This is a genomic window from Enterobacter sp. ZOR0014 (assembly GCF_000798855.1).
Taxonomy (GTDB): domain Bacteria; phylum Pseudomonadota; class Gammaproteobacteria; order Enterobacterales; family Enterobacteriaceae; genus Enterobacter; species Enterobacter kobei.
Genome location: NZ_JTLF01000062.1, coordinates 1 through 21,691, shown reverse-complemented (window position 1 = coordinate 21,691; position 21,691 = coordinate 1). Strand labels below are relative to the sequence as shown.

Annotated in this window: 14 protein-coding genes; 1 reads left to right on the top strand and 13 read right to left on the bottom strand. The window is 56.0% G+C overall.

The window, feature by feature from the left end; genetic code table 11:
• Positions 1 to 134: 134 nt before the first annotated feature.
• Positions 135 to 1,388, bottom strand: a complete 1,254-nt coding sequence (gene amiC / locus L977_RS02555) for an N-acetylmuramoyl-L-alanine amidase AmiC (RefSeq protein ID WP_014885071.1) — start codon at positions 1,386 to 1,388, stop codon at positions 135 to 137.
• Between the two features lie 226 nt (positions 1,389 to 1,614).
• Between amiC and argA the strand changes: the two genes are divergently transcribed.
• A complete protein-coding gene (argA, locus tag L977_RS02550; RefSeq protein WP_014885072.1) occupies positions 1,615 to 2,946 on the top strand; it encodes an amino-acid N-acetyltransferase in 1,332 nt (443 codons plus the stop codon).
• 54 nt (positions 2,947 to 3,000) lie between these two features.
• Here argA and recD read toward each other — a convergent pair whose 3' ends face one another.
• The 12 genes from recD to rppH form a co-directional block, all read right to left on the bottom strand.
• Positions 3,001 to 4,821, bottom strand: a complete 1,821-nt coding sequence (gene recD / locus L977_RS02545) for an exodeoxyribonuclease V subunit alpha (protein WP_014885073.1) — start codon at positions 4,819 to 4,821, stop codon at positions 3,001 to 3,003.
• Positions 4,818 to 8,360 (bottom strand): exodeoxyribonuclease V subunit beta, encoded by a 3,543-nt coding sequence (gene recB, locus L977_RS02540; RefSeq protein ID WP_045134124.1) that lies wholly within the window; start codon positions 8,358 to 8,360, stop codon positions 4,818 to 4,820. Before recB ends, recD begins: the two co-directional genes overlap by 4 nt.
• Positions 8,357 to 11,239 carry a pitrilysin gene (gene ptrA, locus L977_RS02535; RefSeq protein WP_045134123.1) on the bottom strand — a complete coding sequence of 961 codons (2,883 nt, stop codon included), beginning with the start codon at positions 11,237 to 11,239 and terminating at the stop codon, positions 8,357 to 8,359. The genes recB and ptrA overlap by 4 nt, the downstream gene beginning before the upstream one ends.
• A gap of 265 nt (positions 11,240 to 11,504) precedes the next feature.
• Positions 11,505 to 14,879, bottom strand: a complete 3,375-nt coding sequence (recC, locus tag L977_RS02530; RefSeq protein WP_047624614.1) for an exodeoxyribonuclease V subunit gamma — start codon at positions 14,877 to 14,879, stop codon at positions 11,505 to 11,507.
• 12 nt (positions 14,880 to 14,891) lie between these two features.
• Positions 14,892 to 15,215 (bottom strand): prepilin-type N-terminal cleavage/methylation domain-containing protein, encoded by a 324-nt coding sequence (locus L977_RS02525; RefSeq protein ID WP_023331216.1) that lies wholly within the window; start codon positions 15,213 to 15,215, stop codon positions 14,892 to 14,894.
• Positions 15,200 to 15,601 carry a DUF2509 family protein gene (locus L977_RS02520; RefSeq protein ID WP_047624613.1) on the bottom strand — a complete coding sequence of 134 codons (402 nt, stop codon included), beginning with the start codon at positions 15,599 to 15,601 and terminating at the stop codon, positions 15,200 to 15,202. The genes L977_RS02525 and L977_RS02520 overlap by 16 nt, the downstream gene beginning before the upstream one ends.
• On the bottom strand, positions 15,598 to 16,158 hold the full coding sequence (locus L977_RS02515; protein WP_047624612.1) for a prepilin peptidase-dependent protein: 561 nt from the start codon (positions 16,156 to 16,158) through the stop codon (positions 15,598 to 15,600). Before L977_RS02515 ends, L977_RS02520 begins: the two co-directional genes overlap by 4 nt.
• Positions 16,152 to 16,613 carry a prepilin peptidase-dependent protein gene (locus tag L977_RS02510; protein ID WP_023331219.1) on the bottom strand — a complete coding sequence of 154 codons (462 nt, stop codon included), beginning with the start codon at positions 16,611 to 16,613 and terminating at the stop codon, positions 16,152 to 16,154. Before L977_RS02510 ends, L977_RS02515 begins: the two co-directional genes overlap by 7 nt.
• A gap of 184 nt (positions 16,614 to 16,797) precedes the next feature.
• Complete coding sequence (gene thyA, locus L977_RS02505; protein WP_014885081.1) at positions 16,798 to 17,592, bottom strand: thymidylate synthase; 795 nt, start codon at positions 17,590 to 17,592, stop codon at positions 16,798 to 16,800.
• Between the two features lie 6 nt (positions 17,593 to 17,598).
• The gene (lgt, locus tag L977_RS02500) at positions 17,599 to 18,474 is read right to left on the bottom strand and encodes a prolipoprotein diacylglyceryl transferase (protein WP_032635654.1); all 876 of its coding nucleotides are present in this window, start codon (positions 18,472 to 18,474) and stop codon (positions 17,599 to 17,601) included.
• A gap of 194 nt (positions 18,475 to 18,668) precedes the next feature.
• On the bottom strand, positions 18,669 to 20,915 hold the full coding sequence (gene ptsP, locus L977_RS02495; RefSeq protein ID WP_014885083.1) for a phosphoenolpyruvate--protein phosphotransferase: 2,247 nt from the start codon (positions 20,913 to 20,915) through the stop codon (positions 18,669 to 18,671).
• A 12-nt stretch (positions 20,916 to 20,927) separates the two neighbouring features.
• Positions 20,928 to 21,458, bottom strand: a complete 531-nt coding sequence (gene rppH / locus L977_RS02490) for an RNA pyrophosphohydrolase (protein ID WP_013098553.1) — start codon at positions 21,456 to 21,458, stop codon at positions 20,928 to 20,930.
• Positions 21,459 to 21,691: the final 233 nt, after the last annotated feature.

Below are 21,691 nucleotides of genomic sequence, written 5' to 3'. Positions count from 1 at the left end.
CTCATAACCCGAAGGTCGTCGGTTCAAATCCGGCCCCCGCAACCAACACTTCTAAAAACAATAAACACCCTGAAGGGTGTTTTTTTGTATCTGTCGTTTGTGAATGTGCCGGGCGTTTCACCCGGCTGAATGCGCTATCCGCGTCGCGCCAGCGTCGCCCCGTCTGAGAAATACGCCCGAATCCCCGCCAGAATCGACTCCGCCACCTCCTGCTGGAATTTTGCCGTCTTGAGCTTACGCTCCTCTTCAACGTTACTGATAAACGCCGTTTCGACCAGTATGGAGGGAATATCCGGCGCTTTAAGCACCGCAAACCCGGCCTGCTCAACGCTGTTTTTATGCAGCTTATTGATGTTACCCAGCTTGCCCAGCACCGCTTTACCAAACTTCAGGCTGTCGTTAATGGTCAGGGACTGCACCATATCGAACATCGTGTGGTCGACGTAGCGGTCACCGCTTTTGCTCACGCCACCGATCAGATCCGAGGCGTTCTGAGTGTCGGCCAGGTAACGCGCCGCGGTACTGGTCGCGCCTTTGGTTGAGAGCGCAAACACTGACGATCCACTCGGCTGACGGCTGGTAAAGGCATCTGCGTGGATCGAGACGAAGAGATCCGCACGCTGCTTCTGCGCTTTCGCCACGCGAACTTTCAGGGGGATAAAGACATCTTCATTGCGCGTCATGTAGGCGCGCATATTGCCCTCTTTATCAATCAACGCCTTCAGACGACGGGCAATTTGCAGCACCACGTCTTTCTCCCGCGTATGATATTTCCCCACCGCACCGGAGTCTTCGCCGCCGTGGCCAGGATCGAGCATGATCACAATCGGGCGATCGCGCCCCGCTTTGCCCGGCTGCGGACCACTTTGCGCAGGCGGAACCTGACGTTGCAGATCGCCTTTGTTGTAATCCTCCAGCAGGGCCAGAAGCGGATCCTGAATATCCGTTGCATTGGCTGGGTAGAGATCCATCACCAGACGCTCTTTAAACGTCGCCACAGGGGCGAGAGCGAACAGCTGCGGCTTCACGTTCTGTTTAAGCTCAAACACCATACGCACGGTTTGCGGATCAAACTGCCCGACGCGCGCCGATTTAATAAACGGATCGTCACCGCGGATCTGCGCCGCCATCCCCTTAAGCACGGAGTTAAGGTTCACGCCTTCGAGATCCACTACCACACGTTCAGGATTGCTGAGGGCAAATTGCTTATATTTCAGCACACGATTGGATTCGACCGTCACGCGCGTGTACGTCGACGACGGCCAGACGCGCACCGCCACCACCTGACTCGTGGCGGCAAGGCCGACCTGGCTGACGCTAAGCAACCACATTGCCCCGGCCCCTTTTAACAAACGGCGGCGGCTTATTGCTGAATTGGATCCCGACATGCTTCTCCCGAGCAAGAAAACGAACTGATATACAAAAGTCCAGATTGACCGAAAACTTTAACGAATGACGCATAAACTGTCATCTATAAAAGGGTAAACAATTCGCTGCTAACGCACGGATTACTTATTCATTTCTGTGGGTCGCAGAAAATTTGCACTTGCACACGCGGCCACAATCGAATAAAAATACAGAAATTACGAATAAACATTCATTAAGGGTTGTGCCATGGTGAAGGAACGTAGAACCGAACTGGTCCAGGGATTCCGCCATTCTGTTCCCTATATCAACGCCCACCGGGGAAAAACGTTTGTCATCATGCTTGGTGGCGAAGCCATTGAACATGAAAACTTTTCAAGCATCGTCAATGACATAGGCCTGCTGCACAGTCTCGGGATCCGCCTGGTGGTGGTCTACGGCGCGCGCCCGCAGATCGATGCCAACCTGGCCGCTCACCACCACGAGCCGATTTATCACAAACATACCCGCGTCACAGATGCGAAAACCCTGGAACTGGTGAAACAGGCGGCAGGGCTGCTGCAGCTGGATATTACGGCTCGCCTGTCGATGAGTCTGAACAACACGCCGCTGCAGGGGGCGCATATCAACGTCGTGAGCGGCAACTTTATCATCGCCCAGCCCCTCGGCGTGGACGATGGCGTGGATTACTGCCACAGCGGCCGCATTCGTCGTATTGATGAAGAGGCCATTCACCGTCAGCTGGACAGCGGTGCCATCGTGCTCATGGGCCCGGTGGCGGTATCCGTGACCGGCGAAAGCTTCAACCTGACGTCAGAAGAGATTGCCACCCAGCTGGCTATCAAGCTGAAGGCGGAAAAAATGATTGGGTTTTGCTCCTCACAGGGCGTCGTTAACGATGAAGGGGTGATTGTGCCGGAACTCTTCCCGAATGAAGCCCAGGCGCGCGTGGAAGCGCTGGAGGCCGAAGGAGATTACCACTCCGGCACCGTGCGTTTTCTGCGTGGTGCGGTGAAGGCCTGCCGTAGCGGCGTGCGCCGTAGCCACCTGATCAGCTATCAGGAAGACGGGGCCTTACTGCAGGAGCTCTTCTCCCGGGATGGCATCGGCACCCAGATTGTCATGGAGAGTGCGGAGCAGATACGCCGCGCGACCATCAACGATATCGGCGGTATTCTGGAACTGATCCGTCCGCTGGAACAGCAGGGTATTCTGGTGCGTCGTTCCCGTGAACAGCTGGAGATGGAGATCGACAAATTCACCATTATTCAGCGCGATAACCTGACCATTGCCTGCGCTGCGCTCTATCCGTTCCCGGAAGAGAAGATCGGTGAAATGGCCTGTGTGGCTGTGCATCCTGACTACCGGAGCTCTTCTCGCGGAGAAATGCTGCTAGAGCGCGTGGCGGCGCAGGCGCGCCAGATGGGGTTGAGCAAGCTGTTCGTCCTGACCACGCGCAGCATTCACTGGTTCCAGGAACGCGGGTTCACGCCGGTGGATATCGATTCCCTGCCGGAAACGAAGAAAGAGATGTACAACTATCAGCGCCGTTCAAAAGTGCTGATGGCCGACCTGGGATAATACGCCACTTGCCGGGAAGCGCTGCGCTTACCCGGCCTGCATTTCGTCCCTCATTCAGAGAGACTCAAAGATTGCGCCCAGCCCGCTTCGGCGTTCCGTGCGGGTGGCGATGGCCTGCATCAGCACGCGTTCATCGGTATACAGCGACAGGCGCTGACGCGCACGCGTGATGGCGGTATAGATCAGCTCACGGGTAACGACAGGTGAAAGCTGCGTCGGCAGGATCAACGCCGCATGGTTAAACTCAGAGCCCTGCGATTTATGCACCGTCATCGCCCATGCAGTTTCATGCTCGGGCAAACGGCTGGGCTGGAAGGACTTCACGCTACCATCCGGCATCTGGAACCAGACGCGCAACCCCTGCCCGCGATCGAGTGCAATGCCGATATCGCCATTAAACAACCCCAGCGCACTGTCGTTGCGGGAAATCATCACCGGGCGCCCTTCATACCAGCGCGAGTGCAGGGTACGGTTGATTTTACGTTTCTGCGCCAGCAGCTGTTCCAGCCTGTCATTCAGGCCGCTGACGCCAAACGGTCCCTCCCTCAACGCGCAGAGCAACTGATATTCGCCAAACGCGGCAATCACCTGCTCCGGCGGACGTTGCTGTTGTACGCCGGTGAGAAAATGTTGATACCCCAGCAGGGCATCATCCAGCATCGCCTGATACTCTTCCCCACTTTGCAGCGATTTTTTCTCAATGTCGGTAAAGGTACCGTCAAACACCGCACAGGTCGTGTGCCGGTCTCCCCGGTTCACCGCCGACGCAAGCTGCCCGATGCCGGAGTCGCTGCCGAAACGGTAGCTTTTTTGCAGCAGGCACAAGCTGTCGCGCAGCGCGCCCGCGACCGAGTGCTGTTCCGCCGCAAGGGAACACCCTGTCAGGCGGGCCAACTCCTCCGCGCGTTCCGCGGTATAACCCAGACTGGCATAGGTGCAGATATCACCCAGCACGGCCCCGGCTTCCACGGACGCTAGCTGGTCACGGTCGCCGAGGAAAATGACCCGCGCATGAGGCGGCAAAGCATCGATCAGCCGCGACATCATCGTCAGGTCAATCATCGACGCTTCATCCACCACCAGCACATCCAGGTGTAGCGGGTTACCGGCATGGTAGCGCAGACGCTGGCTACCCGGCTGCGCGCCAAGTAACCGATGCAACGTGCTGGCTTCATTGGGAAAAAGCGCAAGCTGTTCCCCTGTGAGCGGCAATTTTTGCAGGGCACCGCCTAATGACTCCGTCAGACGTGCCGCGGCTTTACCGGTGGGAGCCGCCAGACGAATACGACACTTTTGCTCACCGGATAACTGAATCAGCGCGGCAAGCAGTTTTGCCACCGTCGTTGTTTTCCCGGTGCCCGGGCCGCCCGAAATCACCGAGATCCGCCGCGTTAACGCCACGGCGGCCGCCACTTTCTGCCAGTCAGTCGCGTCGTCAGAGGTAAACAGCGTATCCAGCACTTGCCGGAGCTGCGCTTCATCGCAGGGAAGCGGGGCGTTGGTCTCGCTGAAGAAGCGCGCCACCGTCAGTTCGTTACGCCAGAGTCGGTTCAGATACAAACGCTCGCCGGTCAAAATCAGTGGCGTCCCGGTATCGGTCGCGCTGACGGCAGGCGAGCGGAGTAATATCGCCTGCCAGTCCACTGCCTCACCGAGCAGCGCGAAACACGACTGCAGCGCCGGAGGCATTTTCTCATCCACAGCCAGACGCGACAGCGGAAGGCACACATGCCCCTCGCCTGCGTCCTTACTCAGAATGGCGGCAGCGAGCATAACGGCTGGCTCCTCGCCCGCCACCATCATGGCAAACTGCACGTCCAGGTGGCGCAATAATCGTTGTTCTACCGCCTCCAGCAATAGCGCCTGCATCGTCATACCACCTCCTCTGTGCATGCAGCAAACAGGTTATCCATTTTTTCAATCAGCTCCGCATCCGGACGGGTGCTAAAAACGCCCGACTGCGGGTCGTTAGCATCCACGCCGCGCAGGAACAGATAAATAACGCCGCCAAAATGGTCTTCGTAACGGTAATCGGCCATGCGATGGCGCAGGTACCGGTGCAACGCCAGGGTATAGAGCTGATACTGCAGGTCGTAGCGATGCATTTGCATCGCTGAGGCCATCGCCTGTTGGGTATAGGCTTCGCTGTTCTCACCCAGCCAGTTCGATTTGTAATCCAGCAGGTAGTAGCGCCCTTCGTGGCGGAAAACCAGGTCGATGAACCCTTTTAGCATCCCCTGAACCTGGCGGAAGTTGAGCGGTGGGCACCCGGCGGATAACGGATCGTACTCACGGATCAACGCGTCAAGCGCGTCGGCCCTGAGCGGGCTGGCAATGGGGAGATAAAACTCCATTTCGACCTGTTTATCTTTGGCGGTCAGCTGGCTGAGGGAAATCCCCTGTGTCGTGAGCGGCGCGTGCAAAACAGCGCGGAGCCAGTCGGTGAGAACCGGCTGCCATTGGGCGTCGTAGCCGCCGCTCTGGAGCATCTTCAGCACCCATTCTTCAGAGACCGGCTGGGTAAAATCCAGCTCTTCAAACAGGCTGTGTAAAAACGTGCCCGGCGAGGCCCCACGCGGGAACTGATGCGGTGTGAGCACCGGTTCAGCGGGCACGCTTCCTGCGCCTGCGGCATCTACGTCCAGTTTAGGCATCAAATCCTGAGCAACGCTTTGCCCGTGCTGCTGTAAACCGGAGTAACTGGTAACGCGCCAGTCGTCGGCAATCGTGCGGGCAACCTGGCGGGCATGCAGCTCTGACGCTCTCTCTTCCGGCGTCTGCCAGCGGCTGTTGTCGGGCTGAGACGGAATATGCAGGGCAACATGCTCTGAGCAAAGAGATTCGATGCACTGGCGCAGACCGGCAGCATCTTTGGGTTCGCCTCGCTGGATAAGCCTTCCCAGCGCACTCAGATGAAAATCACTCTCGCCGCTCTTATCGCCCCGGCGACGAAACAGCGGCGCAACGCCCAGGCTGCAGTGCCAGACCGAGCGGGTCAGCGCCACATAAAGCAGACGCAGATCTTCTGCCAGACGCTCGGCTTCGGCCAGCTCAACGCTTGACTCTGCGTTGCTGAGATCGAGTACCGCTTCAAACGACTCGCGATCGTGGTAAAAAGCCTGATCCTGCACGCGGTAATTGGCGATAAAGGGCAGCCAGACCAGCGGATATTCCAGACCTTTCGATTTGTGAATGGTGACGATTTGCACCAGGTGTTTATCACTCTCAAGGCGCATCTGCTGGCTGGACGAATTACTGTTCGGGTCGGCAATCTGCTGCGCGAGCCAGCGCACCAGGGCATGCTCGCTCTCCAGCTGTGTCCCCGCTTCCTGCAGCAATTCGCTGATGTGCAGAATATCGGTCAGACGGCGCTCACCGCCCGCGGTTGCGAGCATGTTCTCCGCAATGTGACGCTCTGCCATGAGCTCGCGCACCATCGCCATCACGCCGCGCTTTTGCCATTTTTCGCGGTAGCGAACAAACTCTTCTACCACGGCATCCCACGCGGCTTCGTCATTGTTGAGCACATCAATATCACGCGCATTCAGCCCGAGCATCGCACTCGCCAGTGCACTGCGCAGCGTACTTTCACGCTCTGGCGCCAGCACGGCCTGCAGCAGCCAAAGCATCTCCTGGGCTTCCAGCGTTTCAAAAACGCTGTCGCGGTTGGAAAGATAGACGGACGGAATATTCAGTAGCGTCAGGGCGTCGCGAATAAGCGCGGCCTCCTGGCGGCTTCGCACCAGCACCGTGATATCGGATGCTTTTACCGGCGCGGGTTTATCGCCCTTCCACAGCAGCGCATCTCCCCGCGCGCCTGCGCTGAGCCAGTCCCTAATCTGCGCCGCACAGTACTGGGCCATGGCATTTTGATAGTCGGCGACGCCACAGCCTTCGCCGTCCAGCAGCCAGAAGTGCATGGCGGGCTGCGTCTCACCGTTGAATTCGAAGCGCAACGAATCGTTTTTCGGGGCAAATTTGACCGGCAGAAACGGGATTTCCCGGAACATAAACGCCATATCCATGCGACTGAACAGCGCGTTAACGCTTTCCACCATGCCGGGAGAGGATCGCCAGTTGGTATCGAGCGTATAGTGCGCATCAACCTCACTGCGGGCTTTCATGTAGGTGAAAATATCCGCACCGCGGAAAGCGTAAATGGCCTGCTTCGGATCGCCGATTAACAGCAGTGCGGTGCCGGGCTGATGGCGCCAGATACGGCGGAAAATACGGTACTGCTGAGGATCGGTATCCTGAAACTCGTCAATCATTGCGACCGGGAAGCGAGTACGAATCGCCTCTGCAAGCGCTTCGCCATTTTCGCTGCACAACGCCGCATCAAGGCGACTCAGCATGTCATCAAAACCCAGCTCGCCCCGCCGGCGCTTTTCGCGCGCCACGGCATCGCGAATTTCCGTCATCGCACGGGTGATCATCAGATCGTTAAGCGTCAGGGGCTCCGCCAGCAGAGTTTCAATTGCCACAAACAGGGGATGTTCAGGCACAATGCCGTCGGCTTTGGTCCGCTCAACCAGGAAACGCTGTGAGAATTTCTCCAGCGCGTCCGGAAGCTGATAACCGCGCGTCTCTTCCTGCGCCCATGCGCTGATCTTCTCGATCCATTTCCCCTGGTTGCCACGGTTGAACTTGCGTCTGTCGATCCCGGAACTCTCGATGATCGCCTCAATCTCGCCGACTGATTCATTCCATTTTTGCTTGATGTCTGCGATTCGCGCGATGATTTTTTCATGGCGTGAGGCCAGGGTTTCATCCGCTGGCGGCGGCGATTTGATGACCGGCGCTTCCCCCTGAAGATAACGATCGATGGCGCGCAACAGTGCCTCTGGCCCTTTCCACAAGGCATGTACCGCTTCGGCGATATCGCGCGGTAACGGGTAGCAGTGGCGACGCCAGAAATCCGCACAGGCCTGATAGCGCAGCACGGATTCATCTTCAATGAGTTGTTGTTCAAACAGCATGCCGGATTCGAACGCATTCAGGCTCAGCATGCGCTGGCAAAACCCGTGAATGGTGAAGACGGACGCTTCGTCCATCTGCCGTTCCGCAAGGAGCAGCCACTGGGCGGCCTGCTGCTTATCAGCAATTTCTTCCAGAAGGCTCGCGTAGAGAGGGTTATCCGTACTCTGGCGCAGGCAGGCGATGCGCAGTTCGTGAATATTGGTACGAATACGGCCGCGCAACTCAGCGGTGGCGGCCTCGGTAAAGGTCACGACCAACAGCTCTTCAACGCTCAAAGGGCGCGGAAAAGCAGCGTTACCGCCAAGCCCTAACAGCAGGCGCAGATAGAGCGCGGCAATGGTAAACGTTTTTCCCGTTCCCGCTGAGGCTTCAATCAATCGTTCACCCTGTAGAGGTAAACGTAAGGGATCAAGGGACTCAGCGGTATCGGTCATTCTTTCTTACTCCAGGGCATTGATTGCTGCAGCGCGCTGACGCTCTTCCAGACTTTCCAGCCTTGCGGATTCACGTACTCCGTTTTCCCGTTCTGGCTACCGGAAACCTGAGACAGAATGGTGATGCCCTGCGGCTTAATCACGGCCTGATGGAAGAAGTCCGCAACCTTCTGCGGCGTCAGCTGTTTTATCTCGGCCACTACTTTATCACGCGAATCAAATTTCATATTACCGCGATCAAAATCTTTGCTCAGCTGCGACGCCTCTTCGCCCAGCGTCTGCGGCGGCTGCATCACCTGCGCAATGACGGCCTGCTGGATCTGGGAAAATTCTTCCGGCTTCATGGCCCGCAGCTTTGCTTCCACCTGCGGGAAGAACGCCTGATAGCGCTGCCAGAGATAGGCCGGTTGTTTATCGCTGCTTTGCAGCAGGAAGCCCAGCCCCCACTGACGGCCAACGTTCATCGAGAAAGCAAATACCGCGTAGCCAAGCTGCTCTTCCGTGCGCAGTTGGTTATAGAACCACGGTTGAATAATCTGCCCCAGCACCGCGCTCTGTGCGGACCCGGAGAATTCGTCATAGCCCGTGGGCACAAACACTGCAGCCAGCGCGGAATCGGTACTGCTCCCCGCTTTTTCAAAAATCACATTCTGTTTTTTCTCAACCAGCACGTCCTGATTACGACACCACTCGTCGCCTTTCGAACCCAGCTGAGTGCGGACATTCTCTGCCAGCGTTTTAGCCTGATCCTCGCTCATGTTACCGACGATAAGGAACTCAGGACGCGTGTTAGTTTTCAGCGCATCACGGTAAGCCAGCACCTCTTTTAATGAGATAGATGGCAGCAATGCCCGGCGTTCTTCACGCTGGAAATACGGGATTTGCGACAGCATTTGCGCTGGCATCAGCGCCTGATCGTAGGCTTTGCCCTTTTCCGCAGAATCCATCATCTGCGCATACCAGGACTTGGCCTGCTCAAGCTGCTCTTCCGTCGGCGTATAGCTAAAATAGCCCTCCAGCAGTGCCTGGAACAGCTGAGGCAAACGCTGGGTATAGCCATTTGCATTCAGCATCAAACCATTGTTGGCATTGGTGGAGAAGCTGATCCCGCCAACGGCTGCCTGGTTGCTAAGCTGATCGAGCGCGATACCCGCGAGATAGTCATTCAGCGCGAACATCACCTGATTTTTGGCACTATTCATCGCTTTCGGATTACGCAGCACCACGCTGACATCCACCTTTGGCTCGCTCGCGAAATAACGGCTTGGGGTATACACCACGCGCAGCGTCGGCTCATCGACAATGAGCTGGGGGTGCGGATAATCCTTAGTGGTTTTGATAAGCGTAAAATCATCCGGAATGTAAGGGTTCAGTTCCGGCAACGTCAACGCAATCTCTCCAGCCTTCTTTTGCCAGGCAGCGAAGGTCTGGTCGCCGATCTTGTCTACCTGATAAGGTGCATCGACAAAGTAGGCGGTTTTGTTATGCGGTTCGTTCGGGCTGATGTACCAGATACGGGCATTCTGCGGGGTCATCATCGCCAGGCGCGCTTTTAACGCCGCCGCATCATAGCGATCGGCAATATTGACCGCATCGAGGGTGTGTTCCACCGGCACGCGGATCATGGTATCCGCCAGCCACTCCACATAATCCATGTCGCGGGTGATGGACGGGTAACGGAAATCGAGATCCAGCACATGAGCGAGTTCATCAAAATAGCGCTTATCGACGCCTTTCTCACGCAGCAAAGAGAGGTAGCTGAAGATAGCGGCAACCACTTCATCACGGTTGGCCTGCCCTTTGTCGGTCAGGGTGGCGGAGATTGCCAGCACGCCGCTGTTGCCGTTTACAACAGGATCGGAATCGGCGCGAATCCCTTCCACCAGCCCCTGTTTTTGCAGCCAGTCGGATAATGTTCCCGGACTGCGGTTACCAATCAGGTAGGTCACCAGCTCGTCGGTTTTGCTGCGAAACTGTGCGGTGTTGTTATCAATGCGGAACTCAACGCGCAGCACCTTGCGGGGCATGGCAGGAACGTAGTGGATGACGATCCCTTTTTGCGCGTCCGTGACAACCGGCACGTCAATCTTGGGCAGGTCGATATTTTTATTTGGCACCCGGCCAAACGTTTTTGCCGCCAAACCAGCCAGTTCAGGCAGCGGTTTGTTGCTGTAAATAACCGCCTTCATCAGGTTGGCTGAGTAGTATTTGTCGCGAAACGCATGCAGAGCATCAATGACCGGGCTGCCGGGTTTATCGCTGAGCGTCTCCAGATTGCCGCCCGAGAAGCGTGCACCTGGGTGCGCCGGGTTGATCGTCTCAGCGCTGACCTGCGCCATACGCATACCGTCTCGGGTACGGGCCATCGTCAGTTCGGCATTCACCGCATTGCGTTCGCGATCGGCGTACTTTTTATCCAGCAGCGGCGCGGCGATAGCATCCGCAAGACGATCAACCGCCCCGTCCAGCGCGTCATTTTCGACTTCGAGATAAAAGGCCGTGCGGTAAGGTGCCGTGCTGGCATTGTGGCTGCCGCCATGCATTTTTAGAAATTCGGACAGGCTATCCGGCTGCGGATACTTCTTTGACCCCATTAACGTCATGTGTTCGAGGTAATGCGCCAGCCCCGGATGAGCCTCAGGATCTTCCAGCGATCCAATTGGCACGACCAATGCCGAGAGGGATTTCACCGCCTGCGGATCGGAAACCAGCAGCACGGTCATGCCGTTATCAAGCCGGATCGCCTGATACTGCCGGGTGTCTTTTTCGCTCTTACGGATAGTGTCCTGAACGGGTTGCCAACCGGAGTCTGCCTGAGTGAAGGGAGCCCAAAGGGCGATAAACAAAACAAACGCTTTGAACACGGTGCTGCCTGGCATTACGACCTCTTTATCACGGCTATCCCCGTCATACTTCAAGTTGCATGTGCGTTGGCTGCGTGCGTTCACCCCAGTCACTTACTTACGTAAGCTCCAGGGGATTCACACCCTTGCCGCCTTCCTGCAACTCGAATTATTTAGGGTAAACATCATTAACACACTGCGTGCTGGACACGCCAACATCTCTTTATTGGGGGTACATCAGTCCGTGATAAGAAGTGCATCATAAATGAACACCCCATACTGCGCAATTTTTATACAGCGCTCAGGACTGATTAAATTTAAACAACGGTAACAGGTAGCGCTTTGCCTCTTCCGTGATAGCCTCAAAGTACTCTGGTTCGAGCGTGCGCCATAAGCGCTGATACCAGACATCTTCCCCCTCGCCGCGCACCATCATGTTCCCTTCATAGGCCTGTATAAATTTACTGCGCGCTTTATGCAGAGAAGCCTCATCCGTTAACATCGCATCATTCTGTGCGTCGTAACAGGCTTTTATCCACGCACCACCACTTTCAGGTAATAACAGCAGGGGTTTGTTCATTCCCTGGAGATAGCCCTCAATGTACAAAGAGAGGTAGCGAAACGCCTGCTCTGCCTCCATTGGCGGAAAGCGCCACTCGCCCTCTTTGCGCACGAAAATCCGGCTTTCGCCTTTATGGCCCAACGCACTGTAGACAAGATGTTCCAGCCAGAGTTGCAATCCCTGTGAAACGCTGAGCAGTGAAGGCCGCCAGCGCAGCAGCCCATCAGGCTGAACCTGAGTGAGCCAGCCGGTGAGCTGGATGCCATTGCAGCTAAGATCGATTTCGAGACTTTGTCCGGGCTGACGCTGCTCCCTTACGCGCTCCGCCAGAGCGTTCATCTCCTGGCATTGCGCCTCCCAGACGATCTCCCCAAACGCGCCATAAGGCAGTTGCCCTGCCGCACGATAGCGGCGATAAAGCTTGTCAGCATCTTCCTCGTCAACCAGTGCATTCAGCAGTTGCAGATTTAACTGATAGCGCTCCAGCCCTTCCAGCGTAAAAGGCTCTGCATCCGGAATTTCGCTCTCTTCAGAGCGGAAGTTGACCTGCAATCGCTGCTGGAAGAAGGCGCGAACAGGATGCGCCCAAAAGCGTTGAAGCTGTTCAAAAGTCAGGGTGTTAATGGGCAGCGGGTCAAGTGTCTGAATGAAATCCGTATGTGCTCTCCCCTCGTTTTTCGCCGCCGGTAGCCACTCGCGGGCATAGCTCTGCTGTTCGCTAACAACGTAGTTCATCGGGTCAAACGGCATACGGCTGTGGACACAGGTGATATGCGCCTTGACCCGCTGTTCGCTTTCATCACAGTTAAGGGCTTCATCACCCGCCAGATAGTGGCTCTGGCCGATATAATCCACTAACTCCTGCACCAGAACGGAGGGGAAGCGCTCGCTGTTATCCTGAATGGAGCGGCCGATATAGCTGATATAGAGCTTACTCTGGGCAGAGATGAGCGCTTCGAGGAAAAGATAGCGGTCATCATCACGACGACTACGGTCACCCCGCTTTGGATTTGCGCTCATTAAATCGAACCCCAGCGGCGCCAGGGCGCGAGGATAAACGCCGTCATTCATGCCGAGCAAACAGACCACCTTAAAGGGGATTGAACGCATTGGCATCAGCGTGCAGATATTGATTGGGCCCGCCAGGAAACGCTGACTGATTCGCTCCTGGTCAAGACGCTGCGTCAATTCATCCCTCAGCAGCGACAATGGAATCGCCTCGTGATAGTGGGAATTCACGCCCTCGTCGACGATAGCCTGCCACTGCGTTTCAATGAGCGCCATCGCCGCTTCGGTGTCACTGTCTGGCAGGAAGAAATCATTGAGCAACGCCCTGCAAACCGGAAGCCACTCTTCAAGCGGACGCGGCTGCATTAACTCACGACGCCAGCGGTTAAGCTGCATCAGCAGAGACGCTAAATGCCCCACCAGTTCAGCAATCAAACCGCTGGACTCATCGTATGGCAGCACCTCATTCCACTCGCCCTGGCTGCTTTCCATGGCGTAGCCCAGCAGCATACGCGTCAGGCCAAACCGCCAGGTATGTTGCCCGGTCGGAGGAAGCTCGAACTCCTGGACGTTGTCGTCATCAATCCCCCAGCGCACGCCAGATTCATTCACCCACTGGCGAAGGTAGCGCAGCCCTTCCTCATTGATGTTGAAGCGTGCGGCCAGCACGGGAACATCCAGTAACGCCAGGACATCTTCCGAGATGAAGCGGCTATCCGGCAGTGAAAGCAGGGTAACAAAGGCCTGCAAGGCGGGATGCGACTGACGAGCGCGACGGTCAGAGATAGCGTAAGGCAAGTATCGCTCCCCTGTCGCACTGCCGAAAACAGCCTGAATAAAGGGGCTGTAGCTATCGATGTCTGCCACCATCACCACGATGTCACGCGGCGTGAGTTCGGGATCGTCCTGCAGCATCGCCAGCAACTGGTCGTGAAGCACTTCGACCTCACGCTGCGGGCTATGGCACACATGGATCGTGATACTACGATCGTCAGCATCCAGCTTCCGTTTGCTGTCGCTGCGTTCAAACTCTTTCGCCGTCACGCCCATAACGGCACGGTTTTCCAGATCAAGAATATCGAGCTGAATGTTATGCAGCAGGTTATCCGGGGCGATCTCGACAAAAGCATCCACATCGCCTTCACCCGATGAAGTGATATCAGAGAGCATGTGAATGTAATCACGTCCCAGCTTCCCCCATGAGGCAAGCAGCGGATTGGGCAGGTTCTGAATACCGTCTTCATCGAAAAGCTGCGCGGCGGTGGAGTCGTCTTTAAACAAAGGGACGGATCGCTCTTCAAAAAGGCGCTTTCTTTGGCGGGTTACCAGCCGCGAAAGCCAGCGTTCATCGAGGATATCCCCCCAATAGTGCCGGCAGGGGTTGGTAAACAAAATATGAATATCAATATGTTTACCCAGCGCATTCAGCGCCTTCAGATAGACAGGGGGTAATGCGGATATCCCACAGATAAAGACGCGTGACGGCAGACGGGCCGGGCGCTCCGACGCATTTTCGAGTATCGAGATAAACCGATCGTACAAATTGGCACGGTGCCACTTAGGCTGGCCCAGTTTCTCCGTATGTTCAACCAGCGCTTTCCACAGCGGCGCCTGCCAGATTTGCGCCTCCGGTAGCCCTTCAACCCGCTCACCCGCTTCCCAGCGAATTAACCAGTCAGCACGGTAAACCAGATATTGGTCGTAGAGATCGGCGGTACGGGACGCCAGCTGGAACAGCTTGCGCTTATCGGTATCGTCATTGAGATAGTGACGCAGCATGGCGAATTCATCGTGCTGCAGCATTTCCGGCAGCAGCGCCATCAGCTTCCAGCTCATGCTCTGCTTGTTGAAGGCGCTCTGCTCGGGAATGTCTGGCAATACGCGAACAAACATTTCCCAGATAAAGCTCGCCGGCAGCGGAAAATCAATATTCGCGGCAATGCCAAATTTACGGGAAAGCGACATTTGCAGCCACTGCGCCATACCGGTGCTTTGCACCAGCACCATTTCAGGCTCAAAAGGGTCGTCCAGCCGCTCGCGCTCAACGATAAATTCCATCAGCGCTTCCAGCACATCCAGACGATTTGAGTGGTAGACCCTTAACATAGACGCTCCCGACTACTGGCTAACAGGGCAATGCAGACGCGTTATCTCACCGCGCCGCCCCAGAGGCGAAAAAAGTGTAACCGTGATGCTGACACATCCTGAGTGCGTTGTCTGCACCCGACTCACCTGCCAGCCTGCGGGCAGCGCAGTCGTTGAGAGCTGAGCCTGGTTCCAGGCATAATGCCAGAGCTGGCGGTACTGGTTAAACAGGGTAAACCGCGCCGCCAGTGCCCTGTGATAACCGGCCAGTGCGGTTACGATCATCACCAGCAGCATCATCGCCAGCAGAACCTCAACCATGCTAAATCCTTTCTCTTTGTTTACGGTAGCTGGCATAACGCGCGCTCCTTAAGGGGACAAAAATCACTCCAGCCGTGGGGTGAAAAGTGAATTTTACCGTCGATTATCTCTCCTGAGCGCCAGAGCAGCAGGTCATTGCCTCCGGCAATCAGCAGCACATTCGTCTCACTCAGCCGCCGTAAACACACTCGCCACGCTGATGCCTGTTTGCACTGCGCCAGAGGCTCCGATGACCAACGCTGAACGCGTCCCCACTCAAGCGCAGATTGCACCGCGGCCTGCTGCTGAAATGAACGGCTTTCTCCGCCAACGAGCGCACTAAACGTAGTGAGTTGCTGGTTGAGACCGGTGAGGATCAGGGTACCAAGCACCAGTAAAAGCAGAACCAGCGCCAGGGAAGACATACCACGTTGACGGTTCACAAGTTGTACCCCGTGACCGTATACACCGCCTGATAAGGCTTCCCCTGCTCGCCCTTGCGGATAGCGGCCAGTTCGATAGTGAACTCAGGCGCAAACCTGGCGTGTTCAACTTTTCTCACCATAAAGTGCGTGATCACCAGCCTGTCCGGATCCGTGAGCTTTTCCCATCCTTTGCCTTCACACGAGGTTGCACCACGCAGGGTTTCCAGTGCACCCGACTCCAGACGAAAACCGGTGCTGTCGTTTTCTGATACACTGTTATCCCAGCTGCCGTTACTGTTGGCATCCCATCGCACAATGACACAGCTACCTTGCCTGCCCGTTAACAACCCTTGTCCCGGGCAGTTACCCGCACAGTAGCCTGCCCGCTGGAGCTGTTTGCCGAGGGAAAACAGTCTCTGCCAGACCTCCTCTTCCTGTTCTCGCTGGCCGGATTGCAGTAACACCGCTCGCTGCAAACCGGGTAAAAAGCGCGATGCGCCGATCAATAACAGGCTGCTGATGGCCGTAGCAATCAGAACTTCAGTAAGGGAAAATCCCTGCTGACGCTTCAACATTGCCCCCCCTGCGAGACCTGACACATCCTGATGCGCCCTCCATCTGAGACAATAATCAGCCATTCTCCTGCACGGCTTTGCACTCTTATCCGACCTGCCCATGCCGTATCCCTCAATCCATAGAACCCGAGTGACGGCGTTACCTCGCTGACCGCGACTTCTGGCCAGAGTGGAATCAGTGCAAAGGGGCTGCCCTGCTCACAGCCTTTTACGGCAGAACTCACTAGGCATGCCCTTTCTCCCACCTGCTGCAAGGTAATGCGGTGCTCGCGGTTGTACCGGTTGGCATGGTTGCGCAGAAACACCAGGTAGTCGCGCACCTGGCTGGCGGTTTGCCACAGCCGCTGCTGCCCCTGCCAACTGCTCCAGCCGTACAGGCCTGAGGCACTGAGAATGACGACCAGCGACACAGCCACCAGCGTTTCGATAAGCGTAAAACCGTTCTCTTTTTTCATACGGGGAGTGTGGCGATGCGCCGATAAAGTGGCGAGCAGCGAATTAGCGTTTTACGAGGCGTTATCCAGGGTATTAAGCGAGTTGCAGCGCGTTGCACGCTTTCTGGATAACGCCTCGGGAAACGGGATAAAGACGAAAAAAAACCGGCGCTAAATAGCACCGGTTGTGTCACGCTTTACCGCATCAGATAGCGACGGGCGCTTTGATGCCAGGGTGCGGGTCGTAGCCCTCAATCTCAAAATCATCGAAGCGGTAGTCAAAGATTGACGCCGGTTTGCGCTTGATGATGAGCTTCGGCAGCGCGCGCGGTTCGCGGGTCAGCTGGAGATGGGTCTGCTCCATATGGTTGCTGTAGAGATGGGTGTCCCCACCGGTCCAGACAAAATCCCCCACTTCCAGGTCACACTGCTGCGCCATCATATGGACTAACAGCGCATAGCTGGCAATGTTAAACGGCAGGCCGAGGAACACGTCACAGGAACGCTGGTAGAGCTGGCAGGAGAGCTTTCCGTCAGCGACGTAGAACTGGAAGAACGCGTGGCACGGAGCCAGCGCCATTTTGTCCAGCTCGCCCACGTTCCAGGCGGAAACAATGATTCGGCGCGAGTCCGGATCGTTTTTCAGCTGGTTCATCACGGTGGTGATCTGGTCAATATGGCGGCCATCAGGCGTTGGCCATGCGCGCCACTGCTTGCCGTAAACCGGGCCCAGGTTGCCGTTTTCATCTGCCCATTCGTCCCAGATGGAGACGTTGTTTTCGTGCAGATACGCAACGTTGGTATCGCCTTGCAGGAACCAGAGCAGTTCATGAATGATCGAGCGCAGATGGCAGCGCTTGGTCGTCACCAGAGGGAAGCCTTCCTGTAAATTGAAGCGCATCTGGTGGCCAAAAATGGAGAGCGTACCGGTGCCGGTACGGTCGTTTTTCGGCGTGCCCTCATCGAGCACTTTTTTCATCAATTCAAGATACTGTTTCATGGTTCCTCAGGAAAGTTGTTGCTGTGGACGACGACGATACGCCCAAATCATCATAATGGCACCCGCGACAATCATCGGAATGGAGAGGATCTGCCCCATGCTGATGTACTGTACCCATTCACCGGTGAACTGTGCATCCGGCTGGCGGAAGAATTCAACAATGATGCGGAACGCGCCGTAGCCAATCAGGAACAGGCCGGAGACAGACCCCATCGGGCGCGGTTTGCGAATAAACAGGTTCAGGATGATGAACAGCACGACGCCTTCCAGCGCCAGCTCATAAAGCTGGGACATATGACGCGGCAGCACGCCGTAGGTATCGAAAATGGATTGCCACTCTGGATGCGACGGCAGCAACGCCATGTCTTCTGCACGCGAGCCGGGGAACAGCATGGTGAAAGAGACGCTCGGGTCAACACGCCCCCACAGCTCACCGTTGATAAAGTTGCCCAGACGGCCAGCCCCCAGCCCAAATGGGATCAGTGGTGCGATAAAATCTGATACCTGGAAGAAGTTGCGTTTGGTGCGTTTGGCAAAAATCACCATCACCAGGATCACCCCAATCAGGCCGCCGTGGAAGGACATGCCGCCGTCCCAGACGCGGAACAGGTAGAGGGGATCGTTCAGGAAGACCGGGAGGTTATAGAACAGCACATACCCAATACGGCCACCGAGGAACACGCCGAGGAAGCCCGCGTACAGCAGGTTTTCCACTTCGTTTTTGGTCCAGCCGCTGCCAGGACGGCTGGCGCGACGACCAGCAAGCCACATGGCAAAAATGAAGCCCACCAGGTACATCAAACCGTACCAGTGAAGCGAAACAGGTCCTAATGAGAAAATGACCGGATCAAATTCCGGAAAATGCAGATAACCACTGTTCATCTGTCACCACAAGATGTTGTTATTCCGCTGAAAGTGGACAGCGGTAGAAATGCGATTCTGCCTTAAGCAGAGGCTCCAAAGTTGCGAATCATAGCATAAGGCGGGCCTGGAGGATGCGCCAGAGATGTAAAAGATGTGTATAGGGTTTTATCCGCACTGGTGCCCTCTCACCACAGGGAGAGGGAGTAAGAGGATTAGCGGCCGCCGCGAATCAGGCCACCCATACCGCGTCGTTCCATAAACGCCGCCACCTGGTGCCGTACCTCCGCGGACAGCTGCGCTTCAAGACTGCGCTCAGCCAGCTCGCGAGCATCATTGATGTCGATATGTCGCAACAAATACTTCACGCGTGCGACGGCACGGCCGTTCATCGACAGGTGGCGATACCCCAGACCAATCAGGATCGCGACGCACATTGAATCCCCGGCCATTTCGCCGCACAGGCGTAAATCAATGCCGTACTGCTCCGCCTCACGGGCAATCATCGCTAACGCGCGAATGATCGCCGGATGCAGACTGTCGTAAATACTGGCGACGCGGGTGTTGTTACGATCGACGGCCAGAATATATTGCGTCAGGTCGTTCGTACCGACAGAGATAAAATCAACGCGGTTAGCCAGCTGCGGCAACATAAAGACCATCGACGGCACTTCGAGCATGACACCGATCCGTGGTTTAGGGATCGCATAGCCAATCATCTCTTCCACTTCCCGGCCAGCACGTTCGATCAGGCGCCGCGCTTCGTCGATCTCATCAATACTGGTCACCATCGGCAGTAAGATGCTGAGATTTCCCGTCGCCGCGTTGGCGCGCAGCATGGCGCGCACCTGGATCAGAAAGATCTCCGGCTGATCGAGCGTAATACGGATCCCGCGCCAGCCCAGGCATGGGTTCTCTTCGCTGATCGGCATATACGGCAGCTGTTTATCCGCCCCGACGTCCAGGGTACGCAGGGTGACGGGCTTGTCGTTAAACATCTGCAACATGCCCTGATACTGCGCCACCTGCTCCTCTTCGGAGGGGAAACCACTTTGCAACATAAACGGGATTTCAGTGCGGTATAAACCGATGCCGTCGATGCGGCTGCCAAGCTTCTCCTCGTGTTCCGGGCTTAAGCCCGCGTTGAGCATGACTTTGATCCGCTCTCCGCTTTTGAGTTGCGCAGGCAGGTTAACGTCATCTTCCGCCAGCTTGCTTAATTCATTCTCTTCGCTGATGAGACGCTGATATTCCTGAAGCAGAACCGGCTCAGGATCGACCAGCAGTTCACCGCGGTAACCATCAACCACCAGCGTGCGTCGGTGCAGTACCGACGGCTGGATATCCGCCCCCATAACGGTAGGAATACCCAGCGCACGTACCATAATGGCGGCATGTGAGTTGGCGGCACCATCGCGCACCACAACGCCGGCCAGCCGGTCCTGAGGCAGTTCAGCCAGCGTCGTTGCCGAGAGTTCATCGGCAACCAGGACAAACCGTTTTGGCCAGGCATTTGGCCCCTGAATGGTGTCATCCAGATGGAACAGCAGACGTTGGCCCAGCGCGCGTAAATCTCCGGCGCGCTCCTTCAGATAACCGTCAGTTAATACAGCAAACTGTTCAGCAAACTTTTCGATAACCTTTTTAACGGCCCATTCTGCTACCGAACCTTTATCCACCTCGGCAAAAAGCTCACGACGCAAACGCGCGTCTGAGAGCAGGTGTGAATAGAGGTCAAAGATAGCCGCCGTCTCTTTTTGCGCACCCGCCGCAAAGCGTTTGCTGTAGCGACGAAATTCATTTGCCGCCTCTTCCAGGGCTGCGGTAAGACGCTCGCGCTCCAGCGCTTCATCAAGCGTGGAGGCTTCGTACACCTGCTCCATTAACGGCAGCGTGGCGTCCATCCAGCCTTCAGCAATCGCCACGCCTGGCGAGGCCGGAAGAGCACGGATACGCGTATGACGATACTGACCAAAAAGCGCAGCAAGCTGAGACTGTGAGAGGATCGCCGCCATCTGTGTGGCAAGCGTAACGAGGAATGACTCTTCGCTTTCATCGTACTGACGCAACTCACGCTGCTGGACGACCAGAACGCCGAGCAGCTGACGACGCTGGATAATTGGCACACCAAGGAAAGCGCGGAAGCGCTCTTCTTTTACGGAAGGAATGTATTTAAAACTGGGGTGTTTTTGCGCATCGGCAAGGTTGATGGGTTCCGCCAGCCGTCCAACCAGACCGACAATCCCTTCATCGAATGCGAGCGTTACGGTTCGTCCCCGTGGTTTTTTCAAACCACGGGTCGCCATCAGGTAATAGCAGCGCCGATCGTGGTCGGCCAGATACACCGAACAGACCTCGGTCTCCATCGCAAGACAGATGTCAGTAACCAGAATATTCAACGCCTCGTTCAGACGCGGAGCACTGGCCACCTTCTCGACTATTTCTCGCAAGCGGGTGAGCATGATTTGCGTAGCTTAACCTCTTTTACGTCGCCAGGCAGGTGCGCTTTGCGGCTTAGGCGGGATCTCCTGAAGCTGCATAACCACACTTGCAAACTCTTTCATCACCCTACGGTAAACATCGCGTTTAAATGACACGACCTGACGAACAGGATACCAATAGCTTACCCAGCGCCAGCCATCGAACTCCGGCGTACTGCTGGTTTGCATATTGATGTCTGAATCGTTGCCCACCAACTGCAGAAGAAACCACTTCTGTTTCTGGCCGATACAAACCGGCTTTGTGTCCCAACGCACCAAACGTTTCGGTAACTTGTAACGCAACCAGTTGCGGGTCGACGCCAGGATGCGAACATCTTTACGGCTTAAACCGACCTCTTCAAAAAGCTCCCGGTACATCGCTTGTTCTGGGGACTCTCCCGGATTGATCCCACCTTGCGGGAACTGCCAGGAGTGCTGACCATATCGCCTTGCCCACATGACCTGGCCCTGACGATTACAAATTACTATTCCTACGTTCGGGCGGTAGCCATCGTCATCAATCACCGGACTACCCCAATCTAAACCTTATATATGAATGATTGTTTCACACTACAGGGAGGCGGTAAACCACTCTCTTACAGGCCTGCAACCTAATAACATTTGAATAACTCACAAATAAGGGCAGAGTTATAAACAGAAGTGCAGCTGCGAAGGGAATTTTATTCACCTTTTCTGTGGATATAGTTGTGAAGAAGTGTCTGATTACCCATGAACAACCTGAATCACCGTCAGGCTCC

Excerpts from the sequence above, each read along its gene's own strand:
- amiC (WP_014885071.1), bottom strand. The coding sequence starts at position 1,388 with ATGTCGGGATCCAATTCAGCAATAAGCCGCCGCCGTTTGTTAAAAGGG.
- argA (WP_014885072.1), top strand. The coding sequence starts at position 1,615 with ATGGTGAAGGAACGTAGAACCGAACTGGTCCAGGGATTCCGCCATTCT.
- recD (WP_014885073.1), bottom strand. The coding sequence starts at position 4,821 with ATGACGATGCAGGCGCTATTGCTGGAGGCGGTAGAACAACGATTATTG.
- recB (WP_045134124.1), bottom strand. The coding sequence starts at position 8,360 with ATGACCGATACCGCTGAGTCCCTTGATCCCTTACGTTTACCTCTACAG.
- ptrA (WP_045134123.1), bottom strand. The coding sequence starts at position 11,239 with ATGCCAGGCAGCACCGTGTTCAAAGCGTTTGTTTTGTTTATCGCCCTT.
- recC (WP_047624614.1), bottom strand. The coding sequence starts at position 14,879 with ATGTTAAGGGTCTACCACTCAAATCGTCTGGATGTGCTGGAAGCGCTG.
- L977_RS02525 (WP_023331216.1), bottom strand. The coding sequence starts at position 15,215 with ATGCCAGCTACCGTAAACAAAGAGAAAGGATTTAGCATGGTTGAGGTT.
- L977_RS02515 (WP_047624612.1), bottom strand. The coding sequence starts at position 16,158 with ATGTTGAAGCGTCAGCAGGGATTTTCCCTTACTGAAGTTCTGATTGCT.
- L977_RS02510 (WP_023331219.1), bottom strand. The coding sequence starts at position 16,613 with ATGAAAAAAGAGAACGGTTTTACGCTTATCGAAACGCTGGTGGCTGTG.
- thyA (WP_014885081.1), bottom strand. The coding sequence starts at position 17,592 with ATGAAACAGTATCTTGAATTGATGAAAAAAGTGCTCGATGAGGGCACG.
- lgt (WP_032635654.1), bottom strand. The coding sequence starts at position 18,474 with ATGAACAGTGGTTATCTGCATTTTCCGGAATTTGATCCGGTCATTTTC.
- ptsP (WP_014885083.1), bottom strand. The coding sequence starts at position 20,915 with ATGCTCACCCGCTTGCGAGAAATAGTCGAGAAGGTGGCCAGTGCTCCG.